This is a genomic window from Nitrosomonas europaea (genome assembly GCF_900167395.1).
Lineage (GTDB): Bacteria > Pseudomonadota > Gammaproteobacteria > Burkholderiales > Nitrosomonadaceae > Nitrosomonas > Nitrosomonas europaea.
The window spans coordinates 59,255-71,665 of sequence record NZ_FUWK01000009.1 but is presented as its reverse complement, the minus strand read 5'-3'; the positions used below and the strand labels follow the sequence as shown (position 1 = coordinate 71,665).

Annotated in this window: 14 protein-coding genes and 3 tRNA genes; 5 read left to right on the top strand and 12 right to left on the bottom strand. The window is 49.7% G+C overall.

Annotated features, from left to right (window positions below):
* From tuf to B5D58_RS04805, 12 genes are all read right to left on the bottom strand, one after another.
* The coding region (gene tuf / locus B5D58_RS04860) for an elongation factor Tu (RefSeq protein WP_074671400.1) at positions 1 to 1,187 on the bottom strand (1,187 nt) is incomplete at its 3' end.
* A gap of 63 nt (positions 1,188 to 1,250) precedes the next feature.
* A tRNA-Thr gene (locus tag B5D58_RS04855) sits at positions 1,251 to 1,325 on the bottom strand.
* 27 nt (positions 1,326 to 1,352) lie between these two features.
* A tRNA-Gly gene (locus B5D58_RS04850) sits at positions 1,353 to 1,426 on the bottom strand.
* A gap of 117 nt (positions 1,427 to 1,543) precedes the next feature.
* Positions 1,544 to 1,628: transfer RNA gene (locus tag B5D58_RS04845), tRNA-Tyr, on the bottom strand.
* A 107-nt stretch (positions 1,629 to 1,735) separates the two neighbouring features.
* Positions 1,736 to 3,226, bottom strand: coding sequence for a glucose-6-phosphate dehydrogenase (gene zwf / locus B5D58_RS04840; protein WP_011111033.1), 1,491 nt, complete (start codon positions 3,224 to 3,226; stop codon positions 1,736 to 1,738).
* Positions 3,223 to 4,137 (bottom strand): phosphogluconate dehydrogenase (NAD(+)-dependent, decarboxylating), encoded by a 915-nt coding sequence (gnd, locus tag B5D58_RS04835; RefSeq protein WP_011111032.1) that lies wholly within the window; start codon positions 4,135 to 4,137, stop codon positions 3,223 to 3,225. The genes zwf and gnd overlap by 4 nt, the downstream gene beginning before the upstream one ends.
* Positions 4,138 to 4,216: 79 nt before the next feature.
* Positions 4,217 to 5,299 (bottom strand): ADP-ribosylglycohydrolase family protein, encoded by a 1,083-nt coding sequence (locus tag B5D58_RS04830; RefSeq protein ID WP_011111031.1) that lies wholly within the window; start codon positions 5,297 to 5,299, stop codon positions 4,217 to 4,219.
* A 114-nt stretch (positions 5,300 to 5,413) separates the two neighbouring features.
* A complete protein-coding gene (locus B5D58_RS04825; RefSeq protein WP_011111030.1) occupies positions 5,414 to 5,716 on the bottom strand; it encodes a DUF167 domain-containing protein in 303 nt (100 codons plus the stop codon).
* Positions 5,716 to 6,276 (bottom strand): YggT family protein, encoded by a 561-nt coding sequence (locus tag B5D58_RS04820; protein WP_011111029.1) that lies wholly within the window; start codon positions 6,274 to 6,276, stop codon positions 5,716 to 5,718. The genes B5D58_RS04825 and B5D58_RS04820 overlap by 1 nt, the downstream gene beginning before the upstream one ends.
* Before the next feature lie 57 nt (positions 6,277 to 6,333).
* Positions 6,334 to 7,146: a pyrroline-5-carboxylate reductase gene (proC, locus tag B5D58_RS04815; RefSeq protein ID WP_011111028.1), complete on the bottom strand. Its 813-nt coding sequence runs from the start codon at positions 7,144 to 7,146 to the stop codon at positions 6,334 to 6,336.
* A 76-nt stretch (positions 7,147 to 7,222) separates the two neighbouring features.
* Positions 7,223 to 7,438 (bottom strand): DUF2905 domain-containing protein, encoded by a 216-nt coding sequence (locus B5D58_RS04810; protein WP_011111027.1) that lies wholly within the window; start codon positions 7,436 to 7,438, stop codon positions 7,223 to 7,225.
* Between the two features lie 39 nt (positions 7,439 to 7,477).
* Positions 7,478 to 7,939: a DUF5658 family protein gene (locus B5D58_RS04805; protein WP_011111026.1), complete on the bottom strand. Its 462-nt coding sequence runs from the start codon at positions 7,937 to 7,939 to the stop codon at positions 7,478 to 7,480.
* Between the two features lie 283 nt (positions 7,940 to 8,222).
* Between B5D58_RS04805 and rpmH the strand changes: the two genes are divergently transcribed.
* The 5 genes from rpmH (at position 8,223) to mnmE (ending at position 12,313) form a co-directional block, all read left to right on the top strand.
* Positions 8,223 to 8,357: a 50S ribosomal protein L34 gene (gene rpmH / locus B5D58_RS04800; RefSeq protein WP_011111025.1), complete on the top strand. Its 135-nt coding sequence runs from the start codon at positions 8,223 to 8,225 to the stop codon at positions 8,355 to 8,357.
* Positions 8,358 to 8,396: 39 nt separating this feature from the next.
* Positions 8,397 to 8,756 (top strand): ribonuclease P protein component, encoded by a 360-nt coding sequence (gene rnpA, locus B5D58_RS04795; protein ID WP_011111024.1) that lies wholly within the window; start codon positions 8,397 to 8,399, stop codon positions 8,754 to 8,756.
* Complete coding sequence (yidD, locus tag B5D58_RS04790; protein WP_011111023.1) at positions 8,753 to 8,962, top strand: membrane protein insertion efficiency factor YidD; 210 nt, start codon at positions 8,753 to 8,755, stop codon at positions 8,960 to 8,962. Before rnpA ends, yidD begins: the two co-directional genes overlap by 4 nt.
* Before the next feature lie 92 nt (positions 8,963 to 9,054).
* Entirely contained in the window at positions 9,055 to 10,899 is a 1,845-nt protein-coding gene (gene yidC / locus B5D58_RS04785) for a membrane protein insertase YidC (RefSeq protein WP_011111022.1), read from the top strand.
* A gap of 58 nt (positions 10,900 to 10,957) precedes the next feature.
* Positions 10,958 to 12,313, top strand: a complete 1,356-nt coding sequence (gene mnmE, locus B5D58_RS04780; RefSeq protein WP_011111021.1) for a tRNA uridine-5-carboxymethylaminomethyl(34) synthesis GTPase MnmE — start codon at positions 10,958 to 10,960, stop codon at positions 12,311 to 12,313.
* Positions 12,314 to 12,411: the final 98 nt, after the last annotated feature.

Sequence of the window (12,411 nt, the reverse complement as noted above, 5' to 3'; positions counted from 1 at the left end):
TCGATCACTTTAGCGACCACGCCTGCGCCTACGGTACGTCCACCTTCACGGATTGCAAAACGCAGCCCTTCATCCATTGCAATCGGCGCAATCAGATTGACTGTGACCGAGATATTATCCCCGGGCATCACCATCTCAACACCTGCCGGTAACTCAATCGATCCTGTCACATCCGTTGTTCTGAAATAAAACTGTGGGCGATATCCCGCAAAAAATGGTGTATGACGACCACCCTCTTCTTTGCTCAACACATAGATCTCTGCAGTAAACTTGGTGTGTGGCAGTATGCTGCCGGGTTTGGCAAGTACCTGCCCACGCTCCACTTCTTCTCGCTTGGTACCTCTTAACAGGATACCCACGTTATCACCAGCCTGCCCCTGATCCAGCAATTTACGGAACATCTCCACACCGGTACATACTGTCTTGATCGTGGGTTTCAATCCAACGATTTCGATTTCATCACCTACTTTGACTATCCCACGCTCCACACGCCCCGTGACTACGGTCCCACGCCCAGAGATTGAGAAGACGTCTTCCACAGGCATGATGAAAGCCCCATCAATTGCCCTTTCTGGCTCCGGTATATACGAATCCAGTGCCTCTGCCAATTTCAGAATGGCGGCTTCACCAATATCACTCTTATCTCCTTCCAGCGCTTTCAATGCCGAACCAATGATAATAGGTGTGTCGTCACCCGGAAAATCATAGTTGGACAATAGTTCGCGTATCTCCATTTCGACAAGTTCAAGCAATTCAGCATCGTCTACCATGTCCGCTTTGTTCATGAAAACGATGATGTAGGGCACCCCCACTTGCCGAGCCAGCAAAATATGCTCACGCGTTTGCGGCATCGGACCATCAGCTGCTGATACCACCAGAATGGCACCATCCATTTGTGCCGCTCCGGTAATCATGTTCTTCACATAGTCAGCATGACCAGGACAATCTACGTGTGCGTAATGGCGCTTGTCTGTTTCGTATTCAACATGGGATGTATTGATAGTAATTCCGCGTGCACGCTCTTCCGGCGCCGAGTCAATCTGATCGTATGATTTGGCTTCTCCACCAAACTTCTTCGTCAGTATCGTCGTAATCGCCGCCGTCAACGTCGTCTTTCCATGATCCACATGACCAATCGTTCCCACATTCACATGCGGCTTCACCCGCTCAAATTTACTCTTCGCCATTACGTCTGTTCCCTTTTATTAACACTTGCATCAGCAATCCACCAAATCCAGCCACAGCTTACCTGGTGCCCATGGCCAGGATTGAACTGGCGACCTCTCCCTTACCAAGGGAGTGCTCTACCACTGAGCTACATGGGCAAATAGAACATCACTTTCACCGCGATGTGGAGCGGGTGAAGGGAATCGAACCCTCGTCGTAAGCTTGGAAGGCTTCTGCTCTACCATTGAGCTACACCCGCTTATTGCCCGGCCACCTACTACCTTATGCCCAAGATAAACAGCCACACCATCCGTGATAATCGATGTAACCAGTTCACGCCGACACCACGCGCCTCTCTGATTTTTATTATCGCAGCTGGTGGAGGGGGAAGGATTCGAACCTTCGAAGGCAGAGCCGTCAGATTTACAGTCTGATCCCTTTGACCGCTCGGGAACCCCTCCAAAATAGCAGGGCATTATGAACGTTTAGCCAGACCAAGTCAATGCCAATAAATCCTGCCCTTTAACTCGGTACATAATTGCTGCTTTCACTACCATCGCGAAAACCGCTAAAGCTCGTTGCGCCAGGTCTGATCATCGTTGTCAAACAAGCGATTAGCCTCTGCCGGCCCCCAACTGCCAGCAGGGTAAGTCGGGATATATTCGCGCTCTACCACCCAATGTTTCAGAATAGGATCAATCACTTGCCACGCCCATTCAACTTCATCAAAACGAATGAAAAGTGAGCGATCGCCTTCAATGACGTCGAGCAGTAGCGCTTCATAAGCATCCAGCGCCTGTTCATCGGTTTTGAGAAAACTTGCGTTCATCTGCATCACCCGGGTATTCATATCGAGACCGGGTTGTTTAACATGAATTTCCATGTGCATCGATTCTTCAGGCTGAATCGAAAGCAACACCCAGTTTGGTGCAATCCATTCCAATGGTGTTTCACGGAAAAGTTGCTGGGGAGGATGCTTGAAACGAATTGCGATCATCGAATTCTGTTTCGGCATACGCTTACCTGTACGCAGATAAAACGGCACTCCCCGCCAGCGCCAATTATCAATGTAGAACTTGGCTGCCACAAAAGTTTCGGTAATCGAATCCCGTTCAACATTATCTTCCTGCTGATAACCTGCCACCACCTGCCCATCGATATTACCGTGAGTATATTGAGCGCGCACAGCATGGGCATGTATCGCGCGCTTGGCAATGGGACGAATCGAACGTAGTACTTTGACCTTTTCGTCACGTAAAGCATCTGCCTCAAGAGCAGGTGGCGGTTCCATGGCAACTACGGTCAATAATTGCATCAAATGATTCTGCAACATATCACGCAACGCACCAGCACGATCATAATACCCTGCACGTTTTTCAATACCACCCGATTCCGCCACCGTAATTTGTACATGATCAATAAAATTACGATTCCACAGTGGCTCGATCAACGTATTGGCAAACCGGAAAACAAGCAGATTCTGTACGGTTTCCTTACCAAGGAAATGATCGATACGATAAATCTGCTCTTCATCAAAATGCTGATGCAATAAGCGATTCAGTACCTGTGCCGATTCAAGATCCTCTCCAAACGGTTTTTCAATCACTACACGGTTCATTCCTCGCGGCTCATTGAGGCCAGCAGCTTTGAGATTCCTGATCACCGCAACGAAATCAGCAGGCCTGATCGCAAGATAAAATACCGTACGAGAACAAGCCGATCCGGGCGCCAGACCGGCAGCTAACACACGATAGGATTCGATATCGTTGAGATCTCCCTGCTGATAACGGAAACGTGCAAAAAAACGCTCCAGCACTCCTTCCGGAAAAGATTGATCAATCCTATTCTTCAGTATTTCACGCAGATGTTCGAGCCAATCGTCAGTTGTCCACTCGCGGCGCGAGAAAGCAACGATGGAAAAATTATCTGCCAGGCGGCCAGCATTTTCCAACTCAAATAACGCGGGCAGCAACTTGTTTGAGGCGAGATCTCCAGTTGCACCAAAAATGACAAACAGGCAGGGCAGCTTTTCAGTCTGGCTCATTTTTGCATCATTCATTGCTCACCTTTTTTGATGGCATGGCCACCAAAACCGTGGCGCATCTTGGCAAGCATTTTAGCCGCATAATCATTTCTGCCCTGTGTGGTAAAACGCATCATCAGTGAAAGCATGATTACCGGGGCAGGAATACCCTGCTCAATAGAAGCAAGTGCCGTCCAGCGACCTTCACCCGAATCCGCCACAAAAGGAGCAATATCATCAAACATCTGATCTTCAGCCAGAAAATCGGCAGACAAATCGAGTAACCACGAGCGCACCACACTACCATGCCGCCATAACTCGGCAATCTCGGCAAGATCGAGATTGAACCCGGATTTGTCTTTCATCAGCGCAAATCCCTCGGCAAAGGCCTGCATCATGCCGTACTCGATCCCGTTATGGATCATTTTCACATAATGCCCTGAGCCAACCGGCCCAGTATGCAACCAGCCAGTCGTTGGGGTCGGTGCCAATACTTCCAGATAAGGCTTCAGTCGCGCAGCTGCTGTATCTGATCCACCAAACATGATGCAGTAACCATTTTCCAATCCCCATATCCCTCCGGAAACCCCGGCATCGACAAATTCGATACCCCGTTCTGCACAGCGTGCCGCACGTGGCGCATCATCCTGATAATGGGCATTTGCACCATCCACGATCAGATCACCTGGGGACAATAATGGTAATAGTGTGGAAAGCGCCGTTTCAGTCACGTCACCCGCTGGCAGCATCAGCCATATAATCCGTGGTTTCTCAAGTACAGCAACCAGCTCGGTGTAATCCCTGCACGCGATGTGCCCCGTTTCCTTCACCAATGCCTCGGCTACATCAAAACTACGGTTCATCACTGCAATTTTTCTGCTCTGTCGGGCAAGACGGCGTGCCATATTGCCCCCCATGCGCCCTAAACCCACCATACCGAATTCCATACTTCCCCCCTTCAACAGAGATGATCAGAAGGAAGCATCCGGTCAATCAGGGATTCCGATGATCATTCCGGATGCAACCTCAGATCGGATTCACACTGGCAGCAAGTTCCACAGCCAGCTTGCCCAGCACCGCCGAGTTGTCGAGTCCGTCAAGCAAATACTGCGGAATCCCGGACAAGCCGGTTTGTGCGCCCGCGAGCGCCCCAGTCAGCATGGCACGCGCCTGGTTCTGCCCCCCGCCATTGACCGCATGGAGGACGGCTGATTTGAAATCGTCACGAAACCTTGCTGCCAGATAATAGGCAGCCGGCAACTGATGATAAATCGCACATGGCATACCATACACAATGGATACTTTCCATGCCGGCTCAATACGAATTTCAGGATCTACAGCTGCCGCAGCCATATAAGAAGGTGTGAGCAACGCATCCGGGGAAGCAAAACGGCCCGCACGCGGTGGATCCGGATCACCAGGGCGCGGAGGTTGCAGATCATCGCCAGTCACAGCATGGAATGGCAGTGCACCACTTTTCACAAGATCCATGAGTTTTCCCGATAAACCGGTATCAAGCGCATGCCCCTGAATCAGCAAACCCAGCACCGCACCATATGCAACGGTCATCGAAACGATTGTTTCATCTGTCTGAGTAAGCGTTGTATTAGCTGAAACCGCCGCAGCAAGCTGCTCCGGCTGGTATGCATAACGAACAGCAATTGCAAGTGTACGCTCCACTGCCTCGGTCGTATCCGCATGGCCACCCGTCTGCCCCCAAGGCAACATCTGCTGCACACGCCGCCGCCACGTTTCACGAATCGACTGGCTGGTATAGCCACCAGGACCATTGACCGGCGTACCATCCAGTAACGGAAACAGCTCTTCATCCATACGATGGCAGAAATCTTCAGTATCGTAACCGCCACATCCAACCAGTGAACGAACCATCAACTTCAAAATGAAACCAGACTGCGATAACTGCCCTGCTTTCAATCCAGCATGATATCGATCTGGCTTGGGGTCGGTGTAACCGGTAATCCAGTCATCATAATCTCGACGAAGCTCGGAAAGATCATAGTACCAATGCGGGCCCAACCCTAAAGCATCCCCGATGAATGCTCCCATAATGGCCCCTGCGGCACGGTCCTGTATATTTTTATCTGACATGAATAAACAACCTCCTGTTCTACATTCTGAAAAACAAATTCAGTAAACCCGGAGTACCATCGACGCAAATTCGAAAACATCAAATCTTACCCGGCAGTATCATCAAACGGCCGGTTATTCAGCTCTCATTTCACTGAATAACACCTCGGGTCCATTGGATGACTGACAGACTTCAACAACTTTATGCCGGGATTGTTCGCCGCGCTTCAGCGTGATGTTCTTCCGGGGAACATTAAAGCGTTTCGCCAGAAATTCCGTCAGCGCACGATTCGCTTTTCCGTCCACAGGAAGAGCTGCCAGTTTTATTTTCAGCTCTTCTCCGCAAATGCCAACTGCTTCAGTTTGTCTGGCACCTGGCTGAACGTAAAGTTTCAATATCAAGAGACTGCGATCGTTGCCAAAGCTATACCAGCTCATTAAAACATCTGTATGATCTGGCGCTGCAAATTCTCCACGACCATCATAAGTACCTGCAACAGAATAAAGGCAAATATCGGAGAAAGATCAAAGTTGGCTATGGGAGGAATATACCGGCGTATCGGCCCCAAAACAGGCCCGGTAAAACTTTCCAACACGGGTGCAAGTGGAGTATGTGGATTAATCCACGACAATACAGCCTGTACAATAATTGAAATTAACAGGATGTTAAGTGTCATGCTGGCAAGTTTCACCAATGCCAGCAAAGCAAATGCGAACATGCTGCTTCCCGCACCGAAACCTCCCAGCAGATTGACGCCCACCAGAATAATAAATTGGGCAAGCCAGGCCAGTACAAAAGTAGATAGATCAAGACCCCGCCAACTGGGTATCACCCGGCCTGCTGGCCTGACGATAAAATCCGTTACCGCTACCAGAAATCTCGTAAACGGATGATAGTAAGGTACACGAGACCACTGCACATAAAATCTCAATAACAGGGCCAGTGAAAACAAGCTGAGTAAGGTATCCAGCAAAAATATCATTATTTGATTGGGCATGGCTTTTCCATTGAAAGTTAGGGTTGTTGCCGAGTCGTGACCCGGTTATAGGCCGGATTATGTACGTCCGAATATTTCACCCATTTGCCGGGAACGATCACAGGCAGCATGCATGGCACGAATAAACGCCCCTCTGATATCGGCTTGTTCCATACTGAGTAAAGCTTGTTCAGTCGTTCCACCTTGCGAAGTCACTTTCATCCTCAGCGTTGCAAGCGTGTCATTACTTTGTGCGGCAAGATGTGTTGCGCCCAGAAATGTCTGCATTGCAAGCTGTTTCGCCGTATCTGCTGTCAGTCCCAACTGTGTTCCGGCCTCCTGCATGGCCTCCAGAAAATAGAAAACATACGCCGGGCCACTGCCAGATAAAGCTGTCACCGCATCCAGCTGCGCTTCTTCATTCACCCAGATTACTGTACCGATTGCCTCCAGAATCGTAGTGGCCTGTTCCTTCTGCCGGCTATCGACCAAAGGTAACGCATATAAGCCGGTGATACCTTCTCCGATCAAAGCGGGTGTATTGGGCATGGCACGAATGACAAATTCATGCCGGTTCAGCCACTGGCTCAGATCACTTGCACGAACTCCCGCTGCAATCGAAATTACAAGTTTATTCTGCAGAAATTGTGCAGCTTGATTGGCCACAGCACGTAACTGCTGCGGCTTTACGGCAAGAATAACAATCTCACTGCCATGAATTCCATCAGGTATCGATGCCGTAACCGTGACACCGCATGCCTCGGCAAGTTGCTGTCGTCGCATCGCATCGGTTTCCACGGCACAGATGTGTGAAGGTGTGCTTCCATGATGTATCAGGCCGCCGATCATGGCTCCAGCCATGTTTCCGCCACCAATAAAAGTAATTTTCATGAATGACTCTGACTTATATAAATAAATGGCAACAGCAAGACTGAACACACCCGACAGATAGTGCAGCTGCCAGGGATCATTTTTTGAACAGATTGATTATCACACTCAATACGATGCTCACAATAAGCATGGACGTGATGGGAATAAATATCTTGCTATGCCGGGTTTCAATTCGAATATCGCCCGGCAGCTTTCCGAACCAATTGAATAACCAGGGCGCAAAGTGCAGCACTACGCCAATAACAAGTAGCGCAGCACCCGCTATCATCAACCAACGTGTAATCTGTTCCATTCAATCAACGAAAAACCTCAGAGATACCTCTGAAAATCATCAGACATCAATGATCTGTAACAACACCAGCTCATAACCAATCAGACCAGCATACCCGGTTGAGATCATATAGAGCAGGTGCCGGCACCGGAATCCACCACGAATCTGCACTTCATGGTGGATGGTCAGAATAATTGCTGCCAGAGAGGTAAGCGCCAGTTTGAAATGAACGAATTTCTGTGTACTTTCTTCAATCAGCACTGCCATGAAATAATTGAGCTCCGTACCGCCATCGGACAATATATTGATCGTCAAAAAGGCATCTGTTGCGCTGAATAATACGATGGCAAGGCAGCAGATCACCAAAGGCCAGCCATACTTATCAACATAAGCCGCACCTTTACCGGAACGTCTGCGAGTAACCCGCCTCCCCTGTTTAATCCCCAACTGGTAAGGACAAACGAAAGAAGCTCCGGCCCGTCTTTCCTGTAATCGCTGATCTATCGTCAATTGGTTCGCCACAATTCACTCTCCCTGGGTATAAGATCTGATCCGTTTTCTCGGGAAATCGACCCGGTACTTTACCTCATTTATACAAGAACCAAGTGTAAAGCCACCCGTTCAGCAGCGCAACACTGCATACCAGGCCAATTAAAAACACGTATAGCGCAATCTTTTCAGATTGGGCTATAATGTTCGGCCCAAAAAGGGACAGGTTAGTAATTTTCTGCAGGCAAGTAGATACCAGGACTTTTACTGACTTCACTTAGTTTCCTTACGCAAGTACAAACAGACATCATTAAAAATGAAACGTACCTACCAACCATCCGTCATCAGCAGAAAACGTACCCATGGATTTCGCGTCCGCATGAAAACGCGCGGCGGCAGAGCAGTTATTCGTGCACGCCGAGCAAAAGGACGAGCCAAGCTTAGCGTGTAATCATAAATATAAGTCTGGCCACTGCCCGAACTGCATTTCTTGACAACCAGGCAAATTTGTACGCTACCCAGGCAGTGCAAGCTGCGAAAAGCTGATGAGTTTCGTGCTGTGCTGCGGAATCGGATCGTGTTCGAAAGTCTCTCGCTGCGATTGTATGTAAAGCCCATCGATGTTGACTATGCGCGTATTGGTCTGATCGTGGCAAAAAGGGTTGAACGGAAAGCTGTCAGGAGAAATCGTATCAAACGCCTGATCAGGGAAGCATTCCGCAGACACCGGCAAATGCTCATGGGTCTGGATTGTGTCATGCAGCTTCGGCATCCCGTTGAACTGTTAGATTCGACCCGCATCTATCAGGAAGCTGTAATGCTTTTCAACAAAGCGGCCAGACAATTATGAAACAGCTGATCATCGATCTCATCAAACTCTACCGGTATAGTATTGGGCTCTTGATCCCGCCTTCCTGCAGATTTTATCCAACCTGTTCGAACTATATGCATGAAGCACTGGTGAAACATGGTCTCATCAAGGGGCTATGGCTGGGTATGAAACGAATATTGCGCTGCCACCCATGGAATCAGGGGGGATATGACCCTGTTCCATAGAAAAAGTGGATAATGCACTTCCACCAATTATCAGATTCCAGTCATTTAATATTTTGCACTAAAAATTTTCTGCTTTTCCGAGCTCCAAAGAAATGGACAATAAAAAAATCGTACTGCTTATCATTTTTTCGACATCATTGCTGTTTTTATGGGATGCATGGATAAAGGAGCAGGAAAAGTTCAACAATCCTCCCGCCATTACCCAGGCTGATTCTTCAGCCGGATCGACACAATCCAGAAATGACGACAGCCTCCCTGTTCCTGGCAGTGAGCTGACATCGTCACAAGCAAGCCCGGATACAAATGGAATACCTGCAAGCGGTGGTAATGGAGACTCAGTTACTCCACGCCTCCTGCCATCAGGAGAACAGATACGTGTCGTCACCGACAAGGTCATTGCAGAAATCGATACGATCGGCGGCGATTTACGGCGTCTGGAGCTGCTGCAGCAACCTTCATCAGAAGACAAAGACACACCTTACGCTCTGCTGTACAGCGAGGCTGCGCGTACCTATATTGCACAATCCGGCCTGGTTGGAGAAGGCCTGCCCAACCATAAAACAACTTTCCGGGCAGAGTCGGATATACGCAACTACGAGCTCTCCTCGGGCGAGGATAAAATCGTCATCCGCCTGCTGGCACCTGAGGCCCAAGGTGTTCAGGTCATCAAAACCTATACTTTCCACCGTGACAGCTATGTGATCGATGTCGGTTTCGAAGTGGAAAACAAAGGTGACGCCACAGTTCGCCCGTTTGCCTATTTCCAGATGCTGCGTGACGGTAATCCGCCACCCGCCAAGACCATGATGATCCCCACATTCCTGGGGGCAGCCGTTTACACTGAGGAAGGTAAATACCAGAAAATTCCTTTTTCCGATCTGGACAAGAACAAGGCAGATTATCCGGCCAATGCGAACAATGGCTGGATTGCCATGCTGGAACATTATTTCCTGACTGCCTGGCTGCCACAACAGCAGACACCACGTGAATTTTTTGCCAAACGGCAGAGTGACAATCTCTACAGTGCCGGGGTGATTGTACCCGCTGGTGTCATCGCGCCTGGTGAAATTGCAGCCACCACCATGCCATTTTACGCGGGCCCCGAAGAGCAGGATAATCTGGAAGGACTGGCTCCCGGTCTGGATCTCACAGTTGATTACGGCTGGCTGACAGTGATCGCCAAACCGTTATTCCGCCTGCTATCGTTCTATCATTCATGGACGGACAATTGGGGGGTGGCAATCATCCTGTTGACAATGACCGTCAAACTTCTGTTCTTCCCGCTATCTGCAGCCGGCTATCGATCCATGGCCAAGTTGCGCCTGGTAACACCCAAACTGAAGCGTATTCAGGATCAATATAAAGGTGATCGGCAGCGTATGCACCAGGCCATGATGGAATTCTACAAAGAGGAAAAAATCAACCCGATGGGAGGATGTTTTCCTATATTGGTGCAAATTCCGGTTTTCATCGCTCTGTACTGGACTATTCTTGCAGCAGTAGAGCTGCGTTATGCTCCTTTGGCGCTCTGGATCGATGACTTATCCTCTCCAGATCCCTTCTACATGCTGCCGCTGCTGATGGGTATTTCCATGTTTGTGCAGACCAAGCTTAACCCGACGCCGACAGATCCGCTCCAGGCAAAAATAATGCAAATTATGCCTGTTGCCTTCAGCGCCATTTTCTTCTTCTTCCCGGCCGGCCTGGTTCTGTATTCGCTGGTCAACAATATTCTGTCGATTGCACAGCAATGGAAGATTACAAAAATGTACGGGACTGCCCCCAGCAAGGACACGCCTGAACCACCCGTCAGTAAACAGGTAAATAGTTCAGAAAATCCTGAAACAACTGCCAACAGTCCGGCTGATAGCCCTAAACAGCCTCAAACTCCTGCCAATAATCCAAGGAAAATGTACAAAAGAACGAGAAAGAAATAGATATTTATCGCTTTAATCGCTCTTTGTCCTTTTGGATCAAAAAGCCCTGCCCTCTCTGGTGACAAGTAATGACACCATCGCAGCAATTGCCACGCCCCCCGGTCGTGGCGGCATAGGTATAGTCCGGATTTCCGGAACAAATCTGGAATCGCTTGCCCGGGGAATCCTGGGCAAGCTTCCTGATCCGCGTCATGCCGGGTTATTCAGCTTCCTTGATCAGAATAGTCAGATCATCGATCAGGGAATCGCACTTTACTTTCCTTCTCCCCATTCCTACACCGGCGAAGAGGTGCTGGAACTGCAAGGGCATGGCGGCCCCGCCGTCATGAATCTGCTACTGGATCGCTGCCTTCAACTGGGTGCCCGCCTGGCGGAACCGGGTGAATTTACACTACGGGCCTTCCTCAACGATAAACTCGATCTCGCACAGGCCGAAGGCGTCGCAGATCTGATCGCAGCCAGCACTGCCAATGCCGCGCGCTGTGCAGTACGCTCGTTGCACGGAGAATTCTCATCAACGATTCACCAGCTCGTCAGTGCACTAATCGATCTGCGTGTACTGGTCGAAGCAACACTCGATTTTCCGGAAGAAGAAATCGACTTTCTCCAGTCAGCCCATGCCGCAGAACAACTGGCGACGATCCGAGCCAAACTGGAACAGGTACTGGTTGCATCTCGCCAGGGCAATCTGCTGCAGGAAGGTATCAAAGTCGTACTGGCTGGTCAGCCCAACGTAGGCAAATCCAGCCTGCTCAACCGTCTTGCCGGAGACGAGGTTGCCATTGTCACTGATATTCCTGGTACGACAAGAGACACTGTCCGGCAATCGATCGAAATCGAAGGAATTCCACTGCATCTGATTGATACCGCAGGGCTGAGAGAAACCAGCGACATTGTTGAGCAACACGGAATTGCCCGCACCTACGCCGCAATCGAACAGGCTGATCTGGTATTGTTACTGGTGGACAGCCGCCACGGTGTAACAGAAGAAGATCGCTCAGTGCTGACGCGCCTGCCGGAACGGTTGCCGGTACTGACCGTCCACAACAAAATCGATCTGTCAGCTCAGCCTCCTCGCCTGGAAGAAAACACATCCGGGCCAACCATTTACCTTTCAGCCATAAATGGGGAAGGAATAGAACTGCTACGGGCTGCACTGCTCAAAACTGCCGGCTGGCAGGCCAACATTGCCGGAGAAGGCGCCTACATGGCTCGCCAGCGCCATCTGCAAGCATTGATACAGGCAAAAGAACTGCTGGAAAGAGCAGCCGCCTGGCTGCATCGTGCAGATCAGCTGGAAATACTGGCCGAAGAATTACGCCTCGCGCAACAAGCCCTATCCTCCATCACCGGTGAATTTACCAGCGATGATCTGCTGGGCGAGATTTTTTCCAGTTTCTGCATCGGAAAATAACAAGCCTTCCTGGCGGTATCGAAGTGCCTCGAATCCGGATCAATCGGATAAGAAGCAGGAAAATTACTGGCATAAAGAAAAATATGAAATCAGGCTCA

Bases quoted from the DNA above. Each gene is read 5' to 3' on its own strand.
- zwf (WP_011111033.1), bottom strand. From the start codon at position 3,226: ATGAATGATGCAAAAATGAGCCAGACTGAAAAGCTGCCCTGCCTGTTT.
- gnd (WP_011111032.1), bottom strand. From the start codon at position 4,137: ATGGAATTCGGTATGGTGGGTTTAGGGCGCATGGGGGGCAATATGGCA.
- B5D58_RS04830 (WP_011111031.1), bottom strand. From the start codon at position 5,299: ATGTCAGATAAAAATATACAGGACCGTGCCGCAGGGGCCATTATGGGA.
- B5D58_RS04825 (WP_011111030.1), bottom strand. From the start codon at position 5,716: ATGAGCTGGTATAGCTTTGGCAACGATCGCAGTCTCTTGATATTGAAA.
- B5D58_RS04820 (WP_011111029.1), bottom strand. From the start codon at position 6,276: ATGCCCAATCAAATAATGATATTTTTGCTGGATACCTTACTCAGCTTG.
- proC (WP_011111028.1), bottom strand. From the start codon at position 7,146: ATGAAAATTACTTTTATTGGTGGCGGAAACATGGCTGGAGCCATGATC.
- B5D58_RS04810 (WP_011111027.1), bottom strand. From the start codon at position 7,438: ATGGAACAGATTACACGTTGGTTGATGATAGCGGGTGCTGCGCTACTT.
- rpmH (WP_011111025.1), top strand. From the start codon at position 8,223: ATGAAACGTACCTACCAACCATCCGTCATCAGCAGAAAACGTACCCAT.
- yidD (WP_011111023.1), top strand. From the start codon at position 8,753: ATGAAACAGCTGATCATCGATCTCATCAAACTCTACCGGTATAGTATT.
- yidC (WP_011111022.1), top strand. From the start codon at position 9,055: ATGGACAATAAAAAAATCGTACTGCTTATCATTTTTTCGACATCATTG.